Source organism: Streptococcus huangxiaojuni (assembly GCF_040930515.1).
GTDB classification, from domain to species: domain Bacteria; phylum Bacillota; class Bacilli; order Lactobacillales; family Streptococcaceae; genus Streptococcus; species Streptococcus huangxiaojuni.
On sequence record NZ_JBFQEG010000012.1, the window covers coordinates 1 to 21,017 of the forward strand.

General features: G+C 39.9%; 23 protein-coding genes. 5 read left to right on the top strand and 18 right to left on the bottom strand.

Annotated features, from left to right (window positions below; all coding sequences use genetic code 11):
* The 16 genes from AB3329_RS07420 to AB3329_RS07495 all read right to left on the bottom strand — a co-directional run.
* On the bottom strand, positions 1-455 hold a 455-nt coding region (locus AB3329_RS07420; RefSeq protein ID WP_368395205.1), incomplete at its 3' end, for a hypothetical protein.
* A gap of 87 nt (positions 456-542) precedes the next feature.
* Entirely contained in the window at positions 543-1,214 is a 672-nt protein-coding gene (locus tag AB3329_RS07425) for a hypothetical protein (protein ID WP_368395207.1), read from the bottom strand.
* The gene (locus tag AB3329_RS07430) at positions 1,205-1,831 is read right to left on the bottom strand and encodes a hypothetical protein (RefSeq protein ID WP_368395209.1); all 627 of its coding nucleotides are present in this window, start codon (positions 1,829-1,831) and stop codon (positions 1,205-1,207) included. The genes AB3329_RS07425 and AB3329_RS07430 overlap by 10 nt, the downstream gene beginning before the upstream one ends.
* A gap of 317 nt (positions 1,832-2,148) precedes the next feature.
* Positions 2,149-3,306, bottom strand: coding sequence for a hypothetical protein (locus tag AB3329_RS07435; RefSeq protein WP_368395293.1), 1,158 nt, complete (start codon positions 3,304-3,306; stop codon positions 2,149-2,151).
* Positions 3,307-3,509: 203 nt separating this feature from the next.
* A complete protein-coding gene (locus AB3329_RS07440) occupies positions 3,510-4,631 on the bottom strand; it encodes a hypothetical protein (protein ID WP_368395294.1) in 1,122 nt (373 codons plus the stop codon).
* A 244-nt stretch (positions 4,632-4,875) separates the two neighbouring features.
* A complete protein-coding gene (locus tag AB3329_RS07445) occupies positions 4,876-5,721 on the bottom strand; it encodes an SIR2 family NAD-dependent protein deacylase (protein ID WP_368395211.1) in 846 nt (281 codons plus the stop codon).
* Positions 5,696-6,475, bottom strand: coding sequence for a protein-ADP-ribose hydrolase (locus tag AB3329_RS07450; protein ID WP_368395213.1), 780 nt, complete (start codon positions 6,473-6,475; stop codon positions 5,696-5,698). Before AB3329_RS07450 ends, AB3329_RS07445 begins: the two co-directional genes overlap by 26 nt.
* A gap of 41 nt (positions 6,476-6,516) precedes the next feature.
* Positions 6,517-7,122 carry a hypothetical protein gene (locus AB3329_RS07455; protein WP_368395215.1) on the bottom strand — a complete coding sequence of 202 codons (606 nt, stop codon included), beginning with the start codon at positions 7,120-7,122 and terminating at the stop codon, positions 6,517-6,519.
* A 47-nt stretch (positions 7,123-7,169) separates the two neighbouring features.
* Positions 7,170-7,955 (bottom strand): acetoin reductase, encoded by a 786-nt coding sequence (locus AB3329_RS07460; protein ID WP_368395216.1) that lies wholly within the window; start codon positions 7,953-7,955, stop codon positions 7,170-7,172.
* A gap of 31 nt (positions 7,956-7,986) precedes the next feature.
* Entirely contained in the window at positions 7,987-8,340 is a 354-nt protein-coding gene (locus tag AB3329_RS07465) for a putative quinol monooxygenase (RefSeq protein WP_368395218.1), read from the bottom strand.
* 29 nt (positions 8,341-8,369) lie between these two features.
* Positions 8,370-9,158 carry an SDR family NAD(P)-dependent oxidoreductase gene (locus AB3329_RS07470; RefSeq protein ID WP_368395220.1) on the bottom strand — a complete coding sequence of 263 codons (789 nt, stop codon included), beginning with the start codon at positions 9,156-9,158 and terminating at the stop codon, positions 8,370-8,372.
* Positions 9,159-9,172: 14 nt separating this feature from the next.
* Positions 9,173-10,081 (bottom strand): glycine betaine ABC transporter substrate-binding protein, encoded by a 909-nt coding sequence (locus AB3329_RS07475; RefSeq protein WP_368395222.1) that lies wholly within the window; start codon positions 10,079-10,081, stop codon positions 9,173-9,175.
* A 460-nt stretch (positions 10,082-10,541) separates the two neighbouring features.
* Positions 10,542-11,018: a pyridoxamine 5'-phosphate oxidase family protein gene (locus tag AB3329_RS07480; RefSeq protein ID WP_368395223.1), complete on the bottom strand. Its 477-nt coding sequence runs from the start codon at positions 11,016-11,018 to the stop codon at positions 10,542-10,544.
* Complete coding sequence (locus AB3329_RS07485) at positions 11,009-12,883, bottom strand: hypothetical protein (RefSeq protein WP_368395225.1); 1,875 nt, start codon at positions 12,881-12,883, stop codon at positions 11,009-11,011. The genes AB3329_RS07480 and AB3329_RS07485 overlap by 10 nt, the downstream gene beginning before the upstream one ends.
* Before the next feature lie 105 nt (positions 12,884-12,988).
* Entirely contained in the window at positions 12,989-13,741 is a 753-nt protein-coding gene (locus AB3329_RS07490) for a ChbG/HpnK family deacetylase (RefSeq protein WP_368395227.1), read from the bottom strand.
* A gap of 9 nt (positions 13,742-13,750) precedes the next feature.
* A complete protein-coding gene (locus tag AB3329_RS07495; protein WP_368395228.1) occupies positions 13,751-15,619 on the bottom strand; it encodes a glucose PTS transporter subunit IIA in 1,869 nt (622 codons plus the stop codon).
* Between the two features lie 342 nt (positions 15,620-15,961).
* Between AB3329_RS07495 and AB3329_RS07500 the strand changes: the two genes are divergently transcribed.
* Positions 15,962-16,693 carry a helix-turn-helix domain-containing protein gene (locus tag AB3329_RS07500; RefSeq protein ID WP_368395230.1) on the top strand — a complete coding sequence of 244 codons (732 nt, stop codon included), beginning with the start codon at positions 15,962-15,964 and terminating at the stop codon, positions 16,691-16,693.
* Between the two features lie 76 nt (positions 16,694-16,769).
* Here the strand turns inward: AB3329_RS07500 and AB3329_RS07505 are convergent, their stop codons facing one another.
* Complete coding sequence (locus tag AB3329_RS07505; RefSeq protein ID WP_368395231.1) at positions 16,770-17,342, bottom strand: NADPH-dependent F420 reductase; 573 nt, start codon at positions 17,340-17,342, stop codon at positions 16,770-16,772.
* Between the two features lie 171 nt (positions 17,343-17,513).
* On the opposite strand from AB3329_RS07505, the gene AB3329_RS07510 reads away from it, so the two are divergent.
* Together AB3329_RS07510 and AB3329_RS07515 are read left to right on the top strand one after the other, a co-directional pair.
* The gene (locus AB3329_RS07510; protein ID WP_368395233.1) at positions 17,514-17,834 is read left to right on the top strand and encodes a winged helix-turn-helix transcriptional regulator; all 321 of its coding nucleotides are present in this window, start codon (positions 17,514-17,516) and stop codon (positions 17,832-17,834) included.
* Positions 17,835-17,920: 86 nt separating this feature from the next.
* Positions 17,921-18,727: a peptidylprolyl isomerase gene (locus AB3329_RS07515; protein WP_368395235.1), complete on the top strand. Its 807-nt coding sequence runs from the start codon at positions 17,921-17,923 to the stop codon at positions 18,725-18,727.
* A 175-nt stretch (positions 18,728-18,902) separates the two neighbouring features.
* Here AB3329_RS07515 and AB3329_RS07520 read toward each other — a convergent pair whose 3' ends face one another.
* The gene (locus AB3329_RS07520) at positions 18,903-19,865 is read right to left on the bottom strand and encodes an NmrA family NAD(P)-binding protein (protein ID WP_368395237.1); all 963 of its coding nucleotides are present in this window, start codon (positions 19,863-19,865) and stop codon (positions 18,903-18,905) included.
* Positions 19,866-20,078: 213 nt separating this feature from the next.
* On the opposite strand from AB3329_RS07520, the gene AB3329_RS07525 reads away from it, so the two are divergent.
* Positions 20,079-20,531: a LysR family transcriptional regulator gene (locus AB3329_RS07525; protein WP_368395239.1), complete on the top strand. Its 453-nt coding sequence runs from the start codon at positions 20,079-20,081 to the stop codon at positions 20,529-20,531.
* Positions 20,480-20,989, top strand: coding sequence for a LysR family transcriptional regulator substrate-binding protein (locus AB3329_RS07530; RefSeq protein WP_368395289.1), 510 nt, complete (start codon positions 20,480-20,482; stop codon positions 20,987-20,989). Before AB3329_RS07525 ends, AB3329_RS07530 begins: the two co-directional genes overlap by 52 nt.
* Positions 20,990-21,017: the final 28 nt, after the last annotated feature.

A 21,017-nucleotide genomic window follows, 5' to 3' on the forward strand; every position in this document is an offset into this window, starting at 1 on the left:
TCTGGTAACTCATCGTAATTAGAAACATCAATAACACCTTCTTGACCGACTAATTCTATAATTTCATTTCCGAAACTGTCAAACTGCAAAGTTAAGTCTGCTCCAATACCATAAGTTACATGGTGTATGCTTTCAACTTTTCTCCCTAAATATGCTTTATTTCCTTCTTCATCATAAATTACTGGTACGACATTGACTGTTCGCATCGTAAACCGTCCGTCTCCATCCACAAAAATCGGTGAAAACTCGATTTTACTGATACCGGAATAATTCTCCTTGATATAAGTAGCTATCTGTTCCTCATAAAGTCTGAAACCATGTTTATAAAGCTGATTCACTTTTTCTCTTGCCATATAACGATTATACCCCCAAATTCCTGTGATAGCGATGAGAACCACAGCCAGCAGTCCCCAAAACACTTTAGCTGGTCTGCTCAATCCTTTCTTTTTAGCCATAGCCTGCTCCTTATCTTTTGAGACAACACTATTCATTCGTTTTAATTGTTGTTAGTATAGCATAGGATAAATAAAAAGGCAAACAGTTTAACTGATAAAAAATTGCCTTCTTTCAACAATATATTTCTTGCCATAAGGAATATTCCCATGGTTCTTCCTATCCAGATAGGTCACATCTCTGGTCGAATCCATATAAATGGTGGCGTGCTGATCCAGCCAAGCCTTCTCCTCAGCGGTTATGCCTTTAGGATTAGCCTTAGAATAGAGAGCGCTGCTGGCTGCCCAGTCCATGAAGTTGGTGATTTTGGGAACCTGATGCGCTGCGGCTACTTTAGCAACTGCCGGACCCGACTGGCTGAAGCCGGACATGTTGGAAATGGTCCCGCCGCCATGGTCTTTTTCCAGTTTGGCAGCTGTGCTATCATAAAAATCGGAGATATCGTCCACCTGCGGGGTCATCCCGCTTCGAGCTTCGATTACATTTTTAGTGGAATTCCAGGCATCCTCACCAAAACCTTCTTTGCCAACCAGCTGAGTGCCGGCCACCACAATGGTGGTTTGGCTGTAGTCGGTGTTTGTACAGTTTGCATCAGCACAAGGTGCAAGAGCTACCGCTTCGGTTGTACTGTCCTCAACATGGATAACTTCATACCAAACAGGCTTACTTTTTGTACCTACATTGACAGCCTGACCTATTTCACATTTAGAATAATCTATATTCCCTTGTATTTGTTGTATTTGACTATCTGTCAGTGCCATTGAGCATAGTCTCCCTTCTTTATCTCCAAGTTATAAACAATCTCAACATCTGGACTGCCTTCTGAATTTTTTTCTATCCCTTTTAGTTGATTATTATCAATCAAAGCGAATATATTGTCATCTAGAGCTGGAGCAGTCCCCAATTTTGCTTCTTCAGGAAGAATAATTGTATCGGACACATCAATCTCTTCGCCTGATCTTGAACTTGCCAAATAAATAATTTCTTCAGCATCACTTCCTAACTCTAGTACATAAAAATCTGTTGGAAACCCGTACCTACCATACATAGTGTTTCCTATTTTTCTCCCTAACAAAGCACGATTTCCGTACTCATCATATACCACTGGCACCACATCTAGGTTTAGAAATGAATGCTGGCCATCACCAGATATAAAAATTGGTGAGAACTCGATTTTACTGACACCGGAATAGTTCTCTTTAATATAAGTGGCGATTTGTTCTTCCAGCAACTGAAAGCCGTGCTGATAAAGCTGGTCAACCTTTTTCTTTTGCATATAGCGATTATACCCCCAAATTCCTGTGATAGCGATGACAACTGCAGCCAGCAGTCCCCAAAACACTTTAGCCGGTCTGCTTAAACTTTTCTTTTTAGCCATAGCCTGCTCCTTATTCCCTGTAGATAATTCGTTTTAATGGTTATCAGTATAGCACAGTGATACCGAAAAAACCAGTAAGTGATAATATTTTAGACAGCTCAAAGAAAAAAATGGCTTATCAGCATGCTGAGAAAGAGCACACGTTAAAGAAAAGGCAAAAGAGCCAGGGTTTCTCCCCGGCTCTGCAGTTTGCAGGTTAAAAGGCTAACCATAAACAGAAGGCTATGCCATAGAAATCTTTTTTTCAGCAGTTTAAAAGAGCCTTCTCCTTATACTGCCAGTGAATTTTAGCTTTGCATTTTTAGCTCAAAGAGCGCCTACTCCTTAGCATATTTATGGGTTAAGTAGTAAACTCCGTCCTTTTCTTTAAAGTCAAGATGGACATAAGGCAGGAAGCCTTCAGAAGCTGAGTAATCAAGATAAGTTACATCCAGCTGTTTTTCAAATCCTTCACCGTCCCCAAAGTTAACGATTCTTTGATCCGATAAACGCGGGTCTCCAAACTGCTTTTGAATATCTGTCCATTTACTGCCTACTGTTAAGTCCGAATTGGGAGCTTCAGGGGCCTCTTGCAGGGCATCAAAATCAGACTGCGTCCAGTTCGCCCGATAATCTTTCTTTATCGTGACAGTATTATTTGAAAGGCCTTCAGCTGTTGCTTTGTCCAGACTGTAAATCCCGTCTTTTCGAACAAAACGCAGCTCAACTTCCTTTAAAGAACTATAATCTCCATTGAAATAAGTCAAGGACAAACTGTCACCGTTCATTCGGCCTTCCGTTGCTTTGCCGTAAGTTTTGAGAATAGTCTTAATTCTAGTCCCTCTATTGCTGTCATGAATGGAATAAACTTTCAAGGACAGAAAGTCAGACTCGGTCCAGTCAAATTGATAATCTCCGTCAATATAGTCATTAATGTCTGCACTGTCTTCCTTGTCATCATCGCTGTCCTCCTCTTTTTTCTCTTTAACTTTTTTGCCGCTGTCCTTTTTGGAGGCATTCATCTTGTTTTGATCTTTATTGAGCCGTCCGACAGTCGTTTGAGAACTGCTGTTAAAATAGGTATAAGCTGTCACACCCGATCCGGCTGCAAAGACAAGGACAGATAGCGTAAAAGCAATAAGCAGCCAAGTTTTTTTCCTCTTTTTCCAGTTGAAAAACAGCAAGACTGCAGCAAAAGCTGCTCCTATCAAAGCTGCTGCCGCAAAGGGAAGCTTCCAAGGTGTCAGCAGAGCCAAGAGCAAAGAAAGTCCAGAAACTGCCAGAGCAATCATCGGCCAAACTTTCTTTTCACCCGTTTTCCTATCAGAGCTGACAGATGCTGACTGCTCTGCGGAATTCCCCTGAGTGCCTCCGGCAATGTCAATAATCTTGCCCGGATCAAAACCGGTCTCTTTTGCCTTTATTAATTCCTGCGGACTGGGCTTGCGGCCGACAGCTGTTTCAAATAAATCCGTCCACTCTTCTTTGGTTGCCATAAGATCTCCCTTCCCTCATTTAATCATCTTTATTTTATCATAATTTCGGAGCAATAAACCGGTCAGTTCTTTCCAGCAGCTAAATTTCATCAAAACAGCACCCCTAAAGTTAGACAAGAAATCTAACTTTAGGGGTGCTGTTCAAATCGCAGCTTTTTCGTTTAAACCGTTAAGCTGTCTCATCATTTATGTCAAAAAACGGCTTAAGCTCCGCTAGTGTATTTGTGTGTCAAATAATAAACGCCGTCTTCTTCTTTAAAATCAAGGCTGACATAGGATAAATAGTCTCCGGAAGCTGAGTAATCGCTGTAGGTAACATCCAAGGTTTTCTCAAAGCCATCACCATTACCGTAATTAGAAATACTTTCTACAGCTGACTCAGGATTGCCAAATTTCTTTTGAATATCTGTCCACTTGCTGCCTGCTGTCAGGTCCGAATCTGAAGCCTCTTTTAAATCATCAAAATCAGACTGTTTCCAGGTTGATTTATAATTTGAATCAGTCTTAATATTATCAGTAAAACCATAGGCATGAGCGTAGGCCAGTGTGTAGATTCCGTCTCTTCGGCTGAACGCCAGATCAACTATTTTAGAATTATTGCTGTCTTTATAAGTTAAATACAGATTATTATCGCTGATTCGAGCCTCACTCGCCTTGCCATAGGTTTTAAGAATATCTTTAACCTTGTCACCGCTTTTGTCTGATGAAACAGAGTAAACATTCAGAGACAGAAAGTCAGACTCGCTCCAGTCAAACTTATAATCTTTATCAATATAATCATTGATGTCCGTGCTGTCTTCCTCGTCATCATCAAGGTCATCCTTGTCGGTATCTTTATCACGATTAGGCTCCTTGGTAACAGTCTTAAACCAGTCGCTGCTGAAAGTCGTGTAGGCTGTCACGCCCAGACTGACCGCAAAAGCAAGGATAGATACCGCAAAAGCAATAAAGGTCAGATGTTTCTTTGGCTTTTTCCAATTGACAATCAGCAGCACCATAGCCATAATAACAGCCAGCAAAGCTAAGGACGTAAAGATAAGCTTCCAAGGTGTCAGCAGGGTCAGCAGTAAGAACAGACCGGAAATCACCAATGAAATAATCGGCAAAACAATTTTTTCTTTGTCCTTCTTATCAGACGGAACTCCCGCATTTCCCACTGAAGTTTTTTGGGGGTGCTGTACATTACTGTCCTGCTTCGTTCCAGATATTTCAATAATCTTAGTCGGATCAAAACCGGTCTCTTTTGCCTTCATAAATTCCTGCGGACTGGGCTTGCGGCCGACTACTGTCTCAAACAAACTGGTCCACTCTTCTTTTGTTGCCATAAGATCTCCTCCAATTTTTAATTACTCCTATTCTATCATAATTTTTAACCAGTCGCTATATGTCTATTTTTTTATAAGACGTTAATAAAATTTTTTGCAAGCAGAATAGCTAGTCAGCAGTATAAGTATCGTTTTACTGATTTGCAGATTAAAATAAGAATATAGAGATATTTAAAACGATTCAAACAGATTTGATTGCCTCCTACAATAAGCAATATATAGATTCTAGGGTGCAAAAATGGCATTATTGATCCAAAAAATCCAAAAGTATACCTCCAATGTCTCCAACCAGCTGAAGGGTTTGTTTTTTAACTTTAGCAGGATAGAGAAAAGAGGTTTTATTGATTGTCAAAAATTTTGCCTGTTTGTTTGCTGCTGTCAATTTCAAAAAAGGATATTTAATAATGGCAGGAGTGTTCATACCGACACCTAATTCCAAATAGATGATTCTCTTATTGACATTTGCTTCCAGCCATGTTCCATAACGCTGTTTAGCATTTTCCCAGCCAAGATCTTCAACAAAACGGTCATCTGAACGCAGATTAACAGTCATCACAGCACCGCATTTGGGACAATAAGGAATCAAATCACTAGGAACAGCCATGTTTTCCTGCTTCTTAATCATTTCAAGAATGACATCCTTATTATCGTATGTTTTTTGGTGGCAGGGAACGGAGCATTGAAATAATCCATAATCTCCTTGGGTATAAAAAAGCTTCTTTTTATTAAAACCAGCTTTTTGGACTTGGTGATCAACATTGGTGGTTAAAATGAAGTAATTCTTATCCCTAAGTAATTCTAATAAATTAAGATAAGGCTCCCCAGCATCAACAGCAAAGCGATTATAGTAGATATGTCGGCTCCACCAAGCCCAGTACTCTTCTTGACTGGCAAAAGGAAAAAAACCTCCGGAATACATATCAGTAATACCGTATTTTTCCTTAAAATCTGAGAAATAACGCGTGAAGCGTTCTCCTGAGTAAGTTAAACCAGCAGATTCAGACATACCGGCACCTATTCCCACTAAAACGGCTTCTGCATTTTGTAAAAGACGGCCAGCCTCTTTAAGAGTTTTGGAGTAATTTACCATAGATTTTTTCATCTTTTTCTTTGAAAACATTAAACACCACTTTTATTGAACTACCGGTTTTCTGTAAAAAATGTTTGACAGCAGTGACTGCAATTTGTGCAGCTTCTTCAGCTGGAAAAAGAAACTCCCCCGTTGAAATACAGCAAAATACAAGACTGTTTAAATGGTGCTGCTCAGCCATTGACAGGCAAGACTGATAGCAGGAACGTAATGCTTCTCGATTGCGATTTGTAAGCTTTTGATTTACAATCGGACCCACCGTGTGGATAATATACTGACTTGGCAGATTATAGGCCGGCGTTATTTTAGCCTGTCCTGTTCTTTCTAAATGCCCCTGTTCCACCATAAGTCTATTGCAAGTCTGTCTCAGACGGATACCTGCAAAAGTATGAATAGCATTATCAATACAGGAATGGTTAGGCAGAAAACAGCCTAGCATCTGGCTGTTAGCTGCATTAACAATAGCATCTGCCTTAAACCTGGTGATATCTCCCCGCCAAAGGTAGAGCTGGGGCTGGAGAGGAGAAAGATCATCAACTGCTATCACTCCTTTTTGCAGCAATTCTGTCTGCAAATAGCTGTCTTCAACAGCCAAAAATTCATCGGAAACAGCCTGAGGAGGTCTGACATTTAAAAGAGCTCGAAGAAGAGTTTTTTGCGCTTCACTACTATCAGGAATCTCAATATCACTGTAAGCCCTGTTTTCTTTTAATAAATAATGAATTAAAAATAGACATTTTTCTGTCTGTTTCATCTTAACTCTCCCCTATGCCCACTTTCCCCTTTATTACAACATTATAGAGGAATTATTTTTACATTTTTAAAGAAGCCTTCCGTCCCCACATCCACCCAAAGCCCAACTTGGCCTTTGCTGTCACCATGTTTCAAATCGTTAACTATCAGGGTAGGCTGTCCCTGATGATGTAAGTAAAATTGCGCTTTGCTTCCCTGAACAGCTATTTTTAAATGAATCCATTCATCTAAAGTCATATCCGCATAAGCTTCATATTCCCCAGGGTGTGACCTTCTTGAGTGCATATATTTAAAATGAGGATAGGAAAAATATTGTGTTGCACGGTTTCGCCGCAGCTGCAGGTCAGATCTGCCATTTGTAGGACGAATATAAAAAGCTTCAAATATCGAATCATCGGCAGCAATTCTAAAAGCAATCCCAATGAAACCACGGGCATGGTCAGGAGCATCAGGTAACAGCCGGCTTAGAACATCAGCTTCAATGATACCGTTATGAAAATGATTGTCTGACAGTTTGACATAGGTCGCTTCATCATCTTCTGTGATAGTCTTATCTTTAGTGACACAGATGACTGGTCCATGATGCCGATTGACTAAGGAATAACTGCAGCCTACTGCTTTTAACTTATTTTCCTCTAATCCGATCATTTCTTTTTCCTTTCGTTAAAGACGACTGCAGCATTGACTATAATTTTTTAATGAAACTGCATTCCGCCGTCAATTTCAAGTGTTTGACCGGTCATATAATCAGAGTCTGACCCTGCTAAAAAAGCCACACCTGCTGCCACATCTTCCGGTTCTGACAAACGTCCCAAAGTAATCGTTTGACTGAATTGTTGCAACGCCCACTCCTCAGTCTGATTATTAGCTTTGGCAAGATCTTCGACCGCCGACAGCATCATTGGTGTTTTAACAGTTCCGGGTGCATAAGCATTCACTGTAATTCCTTTTGCAGCTAAATCTTTAGCGGCAACCTGCGTTAAACCGCGCACAGCAAATTTAGAACTGCTGTAAAGAAAGGCGCCGGCATTACCGACTACGCCACCTTGTGAACTGGCATTGATAATCTTGCCGATGATTTCTGTGCCTTGTCGCTCTTTCTTTTCAAATTGTTCTAAGGCAGCCTGTGTCCCCCAAACAATGCTAGCTACATTTATATGAAATATTTGGTCGAATTGTTCTAGCCCGACTGCTTCAATTGGTGTCCCTGGTGCGATGCCAGCATTATTTACCAGAACATCAAGCCCACCTAAAATTTCAGCAGTTGTTCTAACCGCCGAAAAGAAACTGTCACGATCTGCTACATCAACCTGAACCGCCAGTGCATGGCCGCCGTCCCTCTTGATAGCTTCAGCAACTGCCTCAGCCTTTTGAATATTCAAGTCAGCAACTGCAAGCGCAAAACCGTCCTTTGCCAAACGTTTTGAGATAGCCTCACCGATACCTTGTGCTCCCCCCGTTACCATCGCTGTTTTTACCATTTTTTCTCCTTTTTCTTTCGCTTTCAATTGCTTATCTGACAAAACCATCAATCGTTTCTCTGTAAACCGCGCCAAAACCATCGAGAATTCTTTTCACCTCAGCATTTGGGCGTCCGTAGACCGTGCAGGCTCTTACCTCAACAAGATTCATATAATCTTTTGCAAAATGCTGTGTGAAACCGTCCAGATGTATCTTTGCGGCTTCGTTATCACGATAGTGTTCAATTGTATGGACTATATTATCTTTGATTGACCAGTGATAAGTGAGCGCTCCTTCTTCTTCACGCGTATGATCAACCATTTTCTTAATCAGTTCTCTTAAGGATGATAGGTCTTTTTCATCAACTTTAGCTTCTACCAAATACATAATACTGTTTTCTTTCATATCCATTCCTCTTTTTATTTTATAATTATTTAGTTCATTGCAGCGCCGCCATCGACATTAATAGCTTGCCCGGTGATATAGTCAGCCAGGTCAGAAGCTAAAAACAGAGCCGTATATGCAATATCTTCCGGCTTCTGATCGCCTCTTTTAAGAGGGATAAAATGTTTCAGGCTTGTTCTCCAAGCTTCTTCTTTGTCTTGCCCGGCTTGGGCATAACTGTCTAAAATTTTTTCCCACATTTGTGAGCGGATAATCCCAGGACAAATAGCATTAACATTAATATTATAATCTGCTCCAGCATACGCTCCTGCCTGTGTCAAATAAATGATGCCCGCTTTAGTCATACCATAATGAGAAAATCCTTCTGGTAAAGCATGACGTCCTGCAAATGATGAGGTATTAATAATTTTACCCTTATCATATTTCCTCATTCGCTTAATTCCTGCCTGCATTCCGTTATTTGCTCCAAGCAAATTGATGTTAAACAATTTCTGAATATCTTCTTGGCTGGTTTCTAAAAAGGAATCCAGAGTCACTATCCCTGCATTGTTAATAATAATATCCAATCGTCCCGTTTCTTTTTCTGCTTTTTCTAAAACAGCATCAACCGATTCATAATCTGAAACATCACAGGATACAGCTACAGCTTTATAGCCTTGGTCAACAATATCTTGGGCTAAAATCTGTGCATTCTCAAGCATAATATCTGCCACATAAACCGTTGCCTGAGCTTCAGCAAAAACTTGGGCCATCGCTTGACCGATTCCCCGCCCTGCACCGAAAATAACAGCAGTTTGTTTATCCAATAAAATTTCCATTATATAATCCTCCTTTATTTGATACTACTATAAAAATCCTTTGCCACATCAACATACTCTTTTCCTTCGACATCAACTTGAGCATTAAGTTTTGTGACGGTTTCAGTATCTAAACGTGCTGACAATTTATTTAAAATAGTTTTAATTTCAGGATTTGCTTCTAAAATAGTGTCCCGAACAACAGGAGCTAAGTTATAGGGCGGCCAAACATGTTTGTCATCCTCTAAAATAAGAAACTTATCAGTCTCTGCCAGCTGGCCTTCAGTTGTATAAGCAGGCGTCACGTCTGCCTCATTGTTCTCAAGGACCTGATATTTCAAACTGTTGTCATAAACTTTTGAAGACTGCCAATTAAATTTTCCGTAGACTTTTTCAAGCGCCGGCAGACCGTCCTCACGCTCCTCGTATTCACCCTGTGAAGCCATACGGATATTTCCAGCATTTTTTTGCAAATCTGAAATAGTCTTGATATTGTATTTATCAGCTGTTTCTTTGCGAATAGCCAGTCCGGCACTGTCATTAGCCTCTGCGTAATCCAGCCAAGTTAGCTGAAACTGCTCCTCATACTGTCTCTTTACGGTTTCGTACACTTTTTCAGGATCTGTTTCCAGTTCTTCTCCCAAAATGGTTAATAACCCTGTCCCCGTATATTCAGGATAAAGGTCAATCTCATCATTAAGAATTGTTTCATGGATAAGAGAGCTTGAAATATTAGCGACACGTTCAACCTTATAGTCCGCATCTTCCAGTGCTAAAGCATAGATTTCAGCCACAACCAGATTTTCTGTGAAATCTTTAGACCCTATTCTGATAGTCGTCTCACTTTGAGAAGTTCGGGCTGACTGTCTAAACCAAATCAACCCTCCGCCAATTACTCCTATGATAAGCAGCAAAAGCCCTAAAATACGTTTCTTTCCTTTCATTAACTTTCTCCTTCAACAAGATACAAAGCCCGTTAAAAAATCCGTATGAAAATAGGGACAGACGAACGATGACTCGCGTCGCGACGGATGTCATCTTTTTCACTAGGATTTTAGGGCGTGTTCAATTATAACAAGATACAAAGGCCGTTTAAAGCTCACAGCAAAAATAGGAGCCTGACCGACGAGTCACTAAAGACTCTAGGGAGGGCTATCTTTTTTGCAAAGAGCTTAGGGCGTGTTCAATTATAACAAGATACAAAGCCCGTTAAAAAATCCGTATGAAAATGACGGTAAGTCCGAAATCTTCGATTTCGCAGACGCACCTCTGCTAGGACGGCTAGAAGGGTGCAGCAGGCTGTTAAGACTGCAAAGCCTTCAGACGTTTACGACTGCCTAACTGTGAAATCAGTTCGATATTTGACAAGGCTTTTTCCCGCAGCGTTTAGGCCGTGTTTGATTTTTAAGCATCATATTTGTTCTTTAAAAGATAGCGTTTGGCTGATAAATTGGGAGAGAATGATTGAAATTCTGCCCAAACTTCAGTCAAATAGTAAGCGATAACCTTATCAGGCTGGTCACCAAATTGTGAGCTTAACACTGGACTGGATTCAAAACAGCGCTCAATAATTCGCCTGTCTTTCGTAAAGTTTACCTTTCCGCCCAGACGCAGGTAAGTCATCGTTTCCTGCTCACCGATACAAAGCTGCAAATAGGGATGCGTTCGCATTTCTCTATATGAACTGTAGAAGGTCACAGTATCAAAATACAAGACACCGTCTTCCTCAAATTTAAATTCTAGCGGACGAATCTGCGGGTAGCCGTCCAAACCAAGTGTTGTCCCGTACTGCAGAGGGAAACGTTCAAAAATCTTGGTCACTACGGCCAGTCCATCATCAAAATCTAGTGACCTAAAAAATTCCAAATGTGTCATCGCCATTCACTCACCTCCCATAATGCCATTTCATCAGCAATCAATTTCGAATAGTAGCCTAAATCGAGTTTCTCTGCAGATAAAGTGTCTATCGGTTCTATGCGCAGTCGGCTGTTAGCCACTTCTTTTAAAGGTGTATCCGGCTTGATGCCGTATTTTTTAAAAAAGACCGCTTCTTGGCTGACTGCTTTTTTACTGACATACAGCCGCCTGTAATCCCATGCTTCCTTACTTTGTGATACAAAGAAGGCTTTCGCAGACAAAATTTCCTGACAGCAAGCATTTTTAAACACAAATTGCCGGCGATTCTTTAAAGGATACAAAGGAAGCATAAAGTATTCTTTGATATGTTCTAACGACTCTTTTTGGATAAAATCTGCCAAATAAACTGAAATCACAGAGGCATCAAATTTCCCCAATTCAATAATCATACGACGCAAAACAGCATCCACAATCGGCGGTGCATCCAAATTAGTTGCCACATCAGCACCCTCATAATGATTAAATGAAGATCCTCTAAAAACCTGTTTTTGTTCCCGACTATCAAAGTAGGTATAATTGTTAGTATCTTTAATCAACAAATTTTCAACAATGCGATACTCAAAGTAGCTGTCTAAGGTTTGCAGCTGCTGCTCGAAACGTTTTTGATTTAAATGATGTGTTTCCAGAAAAATCACTTCATTATTAAGACTGATCGGGGACATGCCTTCCTCAACTAATGTTGTCAAAAGACCGACCAAGAGGAGATTATGTGTTATGCGCATACTATAAGCATAATGCGGAGTGTGCAAATGGTGGTCAAAAGAAGTATCCATACTTCCCTGAATCGGATATAAGAGCCGATTCAAAGCCTGACGTTTATCCGGTTCGCTCCGCCATTTTGTCAAAACTTTTGCCACCTGCTGCTGAAAATAAGCATCTTTTACCGTATGCTGCATAATACTTGCCTGAATATGAGTCAAGTCAAGCCGAATGGCATAATCAAAGTGTTTCACTTTAATTTGATTACTCCAATTCTTTTTAGGATCAAATGGCTCAATCTGAAATCCAATAGGGGCGGAAGCTCCTGATGAAATAACAAATTTTCCTAGTTGCGTAAGAGCACCGTTTTTGCCAAACTTTTTTCTGATAGCCTGTTTAGGATTAGGTCTTTGATAAGTATAGTAAAGCTGTTCAAGATTCCCTTTTAAAAAATAGGTGAAAGGCAGGTATTTCTGAGGAATAAAAACCGAAGCAGCATCTCTTAGCTTTTTTTGTGTATAAAAAGATTCTGACAGCTGAGCATCAGTTGTTGTCAGATTAACAGGAATCGAAAACTGTCCCGAAAATTCTTGCAGCAAATAATTCTTTTGCTGGAAAACCTTTTGAAATGCTTTTGTTTGAAAGATTAATTCTAAGTGCATCAGATAGTCTTTGACTGTCCTAGCAGGGCGTAGTTGTGCCTGAATTTCCAAACGGTCAAAACTGTTATGGTAGATTCGGCCATCGAAGGTCTCAATATCTAACATAAGCGGATGGGTCAGTAATTCTAAGTAAAAAGAATAATAGTCAGCACCTGTATCAGCCAGTACATTTCTTAAACGCTGACTGGGAGATCCTATCAATTCTTTAAGTACTTTGACTTTTTGACTAATATTTTTAGCTGTCAATCCCCTAGATATTAAAGTACTAACTACTGTAAGTATTGGTTTTTCTATATGGGCACCGCGGTAAGAAATTTTATAGTAAGTTTGGTTTTCCAGCAGCCAAGTAAGTTTTTCTCTGAATATTTCATAGTCAGCAGTTAAGCTAAATACAGAGTACTGCCCTTCAGACCAGAAGTGTAAATGAAGAGCCTCCTCGGCAGTCAGACTATAATAAATAAACTTCATGACAGGTCCTCTTACTACAGGTGGTTTTTGTTATATTTTAAAATAAGAAGGATAATTAGTCAAACATTTTTACTAATATAAATTGACCGATTTCTTAAATTTAGCTCACAGATCTCTGTAGTCTATCAAGCTGATATCTTGCTGGGTCAGCCATTGTTTGACATCAGGGCTTGTTAGCACAGCAACTTCTTGTGTTCGAGGGATGGTTAGGCTGGAGTGCGTTAGAATGTCATCATCAAGATAACCGGGGTGAAAAACAGCCAGCTGGACCACTTCCTCATCTGCCTTTGCCACCATACGTTTTAACATATCAAAAGGATTGTAATCTGGCGCCATCGATTCCATATTGAACTGGACCTGTGACTGGCCTATCCTAAGGGGAGCTCCTCCCATAGAAAAACCGGAATATTTCAAATGGTATTTATCTGCCACATGCTCCAATCCCTTAAAGAAATTTTCTGAAGCTACCGCATGCCCTTCAAAATAGTCCGGCTGCCGGCCGAAAACCTCCACAAAACGATGGTACTGTGCTTCAATTTCCAAGACCACTTCCTCAAAGACAACAAAGTCTTCCTTAGCAGAACGGTATACTTTCGATGATTTAAAGTCACCATTCTCATCAACCAGACTTGGAATAAGCGCAGGATTCGTTAAAGGCTTACCAGCACAAATGTTAGTATGTACGCCAAGAGCCAAATCACAGTCTTTGATTAAATCAACACCGTGCTGGGTAGCCGGCATGTTAACCATCACTCCCAGACTGCGGATAAGACCAGCTTTGATGGTTTTTTCAATCCCGTAATTAACCGCCTCAGAATAACCGAGGTCATCTGCACGTAACAGTAATTTTTTTGGCATAAGCTCTCCTTATTTAATCAATTTTAGCAAGAAATTTCCTGGTAAAACATCATCTTCAGTTGTTGCCACAACACTCTCAAATGCATCTGTATTACTAACGACAATCGGTGTAAGGCTGCTGAGCCCAGCTTTTTTAACGACTTCAAGATCAACATCAATTAACTTCTGTCCTTTTTTTACCTTATCACCTATAGTCACATATGTTGTAAATCCTTGACCATCAAGCGTTACTGTGTCCATACCAATATGAATAAGGACTTCAGCTCCGTCATCGGTTGTCAAACCAATTGCATGACCAGTAGGAAAGAGAACGCTTATCTCTCCATCGGCCGGTGCGAAAACAGCCCCTTCAGATGGTTCAACAGCAATACCCTTGCCCATCATGCCAGATGCAAAAACGTCATCTTCCACATCAGCAAGTTTTACAGTATTACCGGCCAAGGGACTGGTAATTGTAATAGTTTGTGTCTTCTCTGACACCGATGGACTGACGTGCTGACTTTCTTTTTCAAAACCAAAGAAATATGTCAAAAAAGCAGTTCCAAAAAAAGCAAGACCCGTTGCTACAAAACCATTAATAATATTAGCCATTCCTCCGGCAAAATAGCCGACAACGCTGAGAAAATTCGAAGCGCCGGCAACATACAAACCAACATGGGTTAAACCAGCATAAGCACCTGCTAAACCACCGCCTAAAGCTAGGGTAATAATGGTACGCTTATATTTGAGCATGACCCCGTAAATAGTGGGCTCAGTCACTCCGCCAACAATACCGCTGATAACATAACCAAAGGTAAGTGCTTTTTCTTCCTTATCTTTAATTTTAAGCGCCGCTCCTAAAGCCAATCCAAATGTTGCCCAAGTAGCAAGAATAGCTGCTACCATAATAAAACGGTCAACACCATTAGTAAGAAGACTGGTTAAAGCAAAAGTAATTAAGACAATATGCATGCCGGTCATGACTAACAATTCCCAAAGAGCAGCAACGACAGCAACCGCTAAGAAACCTCCGATTCCACCAAAAGCAATCAGACCGCTACCAATCCAGCCGCCTAAAATATTACCCAGCGGAGCAAGCGCGGCAAGTACAAGCGGTGTCATGATGAACATCGTTAAGAAAGGAACAAAAATGGTTGATAGCACAGCCGGAATTATCTTTTTAAAAAATTTTTCCACATAAAACATCACCCATACACTTAAAACCGCTGGAATGACAGTTTGAGAATAGTTGTGGATAGTTGTCGGAATAAGACCATAAACAGTAAAACCTTGACCATCCAGTTGAACCAATTCCGGAACAACTAAAAGTGCTCCGACATATAAGCCCATAATCTGACTGGCACCCAATTTTTTAGCCGCAGTGAAACCTAAAAAAATTGGCAGAAAGTAGAAGAAAGCACTGTAAAGAAAACCACATAAGAGGTAAAAGTCGCTTTCTGCACTGACCAGACCCAGTAATTCCGGTCCGACAACTACTTGAATGGTCTTAAACATTGCTGCTGTAATCATAGCAGGAATGAGAGGTGTCATACTGCCTGACAGATAATCTAAGGCTTTTAAAAAAGCAGATTTGACTGTTAATTTTTCTTTTAACTTATCTCTGTTTTCCGATTCTGATTTAACAGCCAAACCAGTTAAATCAGTAAAAGCTGCAAAAACTTTATCCACAGTCTGACCAATAATAATCTGGTACTGTTCTCCGGCACGATTAACCCCTATCACACCCTTAATCGCTTTAACCTTCTCGTCATTAATCTGTGACTGATCTTTGAGATTTAAACGCAGACGTGTCATACAGTGAGTTGCATTGGAAATATTATCTTTCCCAACTTCTGCAATAATTTGTTCGGCCATTTGCTTGTATCCATCTTTAGCCATAAACATTACCATCCTTGATACATTTTATTTAAGCTTTCGCTCACCTATAGTATATTCTATTTTTTGCACTAAAACTATTCTAAAAGATTGCTTGCTTTTGTTTCAGAAAGCCCATGAAAGCTTATTTTATAGACCTTTATATTTTATAAGTGAATTTATTTATTTTATTTCTTGCTCACTTTGACAAAAAGGAATATACTAAAAGTGAAAGTGAGGCTCGCATGTTCATCTACACTTGTGATTTAAAAAAACAGCTCCCCTCCTCCTCATTAGGAAGCCCATATCTAACAAACCTTTACTATATTCAGGAACAGGAAGAAGGCGCATGGACCTTTAATTTGCATGCCCATGCAGATACACTGGAAATCTCCTATCTTTTTAAAGGAGAAAACCAAACTGTATATTGATGGTAAACTTTATGATGTTCAGGCTGGTGATCTCATCATTAAAAATCCATCAGTCCCCCATGCAGAAAAATCCAGTGTCGCCAACTCAATTGAAGAAATTTGTCTTAATATCAAGGGTTTAAAACTTGAAGGAATGGAAGAAAATTATCTGCTGTCAAATGACTCTTGGCCTATCATACCAACAGGTCGGCACCAGAAAATAATAGATTCTATTTTTCGTGAAATGCTTAATGAAATTTTAAAGAATCCGTCCCCAAGCATAAATCACGTCAATTCTCTTCTATCCTCTGCTCTCCAGATTATCACCTATAAAACAGAAGGACACCGTCTGATAACTGCAAATAAACGTGAAAATGCTATCTGGGAAATCAGAAAATACATTGACGATCATTTTAAAGAAGATCTCTCTTTGAATTCCTTGGCAGAAACCTTCCATATCAGTGTTTTCCACCTATCCAGACAGTTTAAAAAATACACTGGCTACACAATTAATCACTATATAGCCAGCTGTCGATTAGGAGAAGCTCAGATTAGGTTGATTTTTGGAAAGGATTCTATCTCTGATATCGCCTTTGACTGTGGCTACCCAAATCTTTCCTATTTTTATACCAAATTTAAAAAGAAAATCGGATGTACTCCTTCAGAATACCGGCAGCGTTACAGTTAAAAAATGAACATTTTATGTCCGATTCAATTTAAAAAGAAAAACTCTATATCACATAGAGTTTTTCTTTTAGAGAACTTTACTTATAAAGGGCAAAACCGCCAGTGAATGAGATTTTTTCTTGGACAGCTAAAGCCAATTGGAGAAATCCAAATGATTCAAGCTCACGTGCACGCTTAAGACTACCGACATCCAAAACAGTTAAGCCGGAACCGGTCAGTGCATCTGTAAACTCTGCTTTAGCAGCTGCATCATCACCTGCTAGCAGAACTGTCGTATCAGCTGTATCTGCTACTTTTTTGCTGGTAAGGCTAGCTGCAAAATTGGTATTAAAAGCCTTCACAACCTTTGCTTTTGGCACCCTTTTTGCAATTTCTGCTGCTGCCGAACTATCTGACGGAACAGCCAAATCATCGAATGTTGCAAAATTTAAAGGATTAGTAATATCAACTAAAATTTTATTTTCCAAAGAATCAGCATATTTTGCCAGAATATCTTCAACTGCTGAGTATGGTACTGCAAGTATCACAATAGACCCTAAAACTGCATCTGCTTCATGACCGATTAGAGTAACTGTATGACCAGCTTCTTCATAGCGGGCCTGCAGAGCTTGAGCCATATTCCCCTTACCAAAAATAGAAATGTTTGTCATTGCCTAGACTCCTTTTTCAAATATATTTAGCTTGTTTTTCTCAAGCTATAGTTTTATAATATACCTATGAATTCTATTTGGGAAGTACGCACTTTTAAGTTTTCTAGTTACTTTAAGGTACCAAATGAATAAAATAAACCATTCTCAAAATTATTTTTTTTAGGAGGCATAATGGTAAAAAAACAATTACCCGACTGCCCTGTCGAAACAACATTAACAATTGTCGGAAATAAATGGGTAGTTCTTATCCTGCGTGATTTACTGACGGGCACCAAACGGTTCGGTGAACTGAAAAAATCACTGACTCCAATCAGCCAGAAGGTCTTAACCCAGCAATTGCGGGCTATGGAAGCAAACGGTATTGTCCATAGAGAAGTATATCCGGAAGTTCCCCCGCGTGTTGAATATTCTCTGACCGAATTAGGCTTAAGTTTAGAGCCGATTGTCCAAAGTATGAGAGAATGGGGCAAATGGTATAAAAAACAAATGTGAAGCGGTAAATCACTTACAAATATCTGGCTCAACTGTCACTGAGTTATGTTAAAATGAAGGAAACACCGATTTGCAAAGGAGTCCCTATGAAGAATTACTTATCTTTGATTTTTATAGCTGCCTGCCTTCTCATTTTAAGCGGCTGTGATGACTTAAACCGCTTAATTAAAGGAGAAGACTATGTCGCTTCCAGTCAATCGGCCAGTGCCAGCCGATCAGCCGAGAGCCGGTATCAGAAAGATTTAGATAAGGCGTTAAAATCCGATAGCACTGCTTTCCCGCAGCTTTCCAAGAAAATCGCTTCTGATGAGGCACAGGTTGTGCTGCAAACATCTATGGGCGATATTACCATTAAACTCTTTCCTACCTATGCACCATTAGCTGTTGAGAATTTCCTGACACATGCTAAGTCCGGTTATTATGACGGCCTGACTTTTCATCGTGTGATTGATGATTTTGTCATCCAGGGAGGTGACCCAAGCGGTAATGGCAGCGGCGGCGAATCTATCTGGAAAGGAAAGGACAGCAGCATTGACAGCGGCAAGGGTTTTGCTAATGAAATCTCTCCTTATCTCTACCACCTCCGCGGTGCTCTGGCTATGGCTAACAGCGGGGCAGACACCAATACCAGCCAATTTTTTATCGTTGACAATTCAGAAGACCAATCGGCCTCCCTGTCGGAGAACCAGTATCCGCAGGCCATCATTGATGCCTATAAAGAAGGCGGCTATCCTAGTTTAGATGGGAATTATACCGTATTTGGCCAAGTGACTGACGGAATGACGGTTGTTGATAAAATCGCTCAAACACCTACTGATGACAATGATAAACCTCAAACAGATGTGACAATCACTGCCATTAAAATTATCAAAGATTATTCATTTAAAAAATAAGCCTAAAACAGGCCAGTCTGCCAGTGATTAATTTCACTAGAACAGACTGGCCTGTTTTTTGAGAGCGGAGGGAAAATATACTTTTTGTCACAGTAATTTTTACAGCGTAAGTCAAAATTAGCCCAAGGTCATTCATTCCAAATTTTACAGCTGAAGCGACCTCTTGCTGCTGCGCTCAGCGCATTTGGTCCCAATTGGTAATATTTTCTTCCCAGATATAGCTGTAGTTATTGACTATATCGGCAGCTGTCCTGGGTTCTTGACCAGTCAAATCTTTGATAGCTGTTGATTCAACATCTTCCATACCGTTTAAAACAGCTTCATCATTGGTAACAATGTCTGCACCGCAAAAGGGCACAGGTGACTGTGAAAAATCCCCGGTAATTAAGCGAGGAATGTGCAGTTTTTCAAGGTACTGATAGTATTCTTCCGGTTCAACACCGAAATATTTTAACGGACGTCCTGATGCTTCAGCGACTAGATCACAAATTTCATGCACCGAAATATGTTCTGAACCGCAAATATTATAAGATCGATTCACTTGACCTTTACCAAGCAAGAGAGCAGCTCCGGCACGCGCAACATCATCTTTATGGACAAAAGTCGCTTTTCCATCCTTAGCCGTACTGTACCATTCATTATTTGCCATAAAAGCAAGCATAGGGTACATCGTCAAATAGTTTTCAAGATAAAGATTATTGCGCATTGTATTCCATGTAATCGTACTAAGGCTTCGCAAATACTTTTCTGTTGCGGTGTGATCCGGTGTGATGTAAACCTTTTCATACTCGGGTTCTGTTGCACCGATACAGGAATTATAAATAATATGCTTGACACCCGCTTCAATCGCAGCATCGATGGCATCACGATGCTGCTTAGTTCGTTTGCCAACCTCTAATCCCGACATAATATAAATACGGTCTCCACCTTTAAAAGCATCAGTCATCTGAGCATAATTATCATAGTTGGCTTCAGCAACTCTCACTCCTATTTTTTCCCATTCAGCTATTTGCTTTTTTTTCAAACGATTAAGAGCTGAAGCAGTGAATGTTAATTCTGACCCTGCGACAGCCTTCAGCATATTTTCTGCGATACGGCGGCCTAGCTGTCCGTCAACTCCAGTTACAATATAACGCATTGTTTTGTCCTCCTTTTATTTTATGTGAAAAGGATAACATAAAAACGTTTTCTTTTACAATAGAAGTTTGTTATACTTAATAACAAAAAGTTATTAAAAAGGGGACAAACCAGGCAGAGCTTAAAAATATAACATAAACAACCGCCCTTCCTTACTGCTCCTTCAGCAGCATAAGAATATCTTAATTCTCTCACAATTTAACATAAGGAGGAAATGATGGATTTCCAAAAATTAGACCTCTTTCTTCATTTAGCTGAAACTCTAAATTTTTCAACAACTGCAGATGCTTTACATATCAGCCAGCCTGCTGTAAGTAAGGCTATCCAAAATTTAGAAGATGAATTAGGTTTTCAGCTGTTTCAGAGAGGGAGGCGCTATGTCAGATTAACGGAATCTGGCAAAAGTTTTTATGAAGACTGCAAGCATATCACTGCTAATATGAATTTAGCAATTAACCGTGCCCGAAATATTTCACAGCGCCTTTCCTCGTCATTGGCTATAGGCTATACTGGTACAGTCTTAGAAATGCAGTGTTTACCCCATTTAGTTAAAAAGTTAAAAAAAAAGAATATTCAGCTACTCAGCTTTACCTTAGCAATTCCAGCCATACGATTCTGCAGCAGCAGCTTCTCAACGGGGAATGTGACTTTATCTTTACGACACTAGACGATATTGAACAACTTAACAATATTCATTTTACAAATTTATTAGAGGGAAATTTTATCTGCCTCCTTCCTCCTAAACATCGATTACGGCATTGTACTGCTATTCGAATAGAAGAACTCGCTAATGAAAATCTGATTTTTATAAATGCCTTACAGGCACCTCCTAAGCAGAGTGCTATCCAGCGTCTTATAAGTGAACAGTGTCCCAATGCCTCTATTTATTTTACTGACTCAATTATCCTTAGCCATACTTTGGTTCAAGGTAATATCGGAATTGCTATTATACCTTCCTTTGTAACTACAAAAGATAGCAATCAGTTACTTGCTGTTAATTTATCCGTTGATTGCCCTTTATGGTATGGAGTCGCAAGTAAGTCTGAGCAAAAATCCCAGTTTTTTGGTGACTTTATCCGTTTGGCAAAAGAAATCTTTTCAGAAAACCGATGGGATAGTATTTAAGAGTTGAATCAAAATCATACAAAATTAC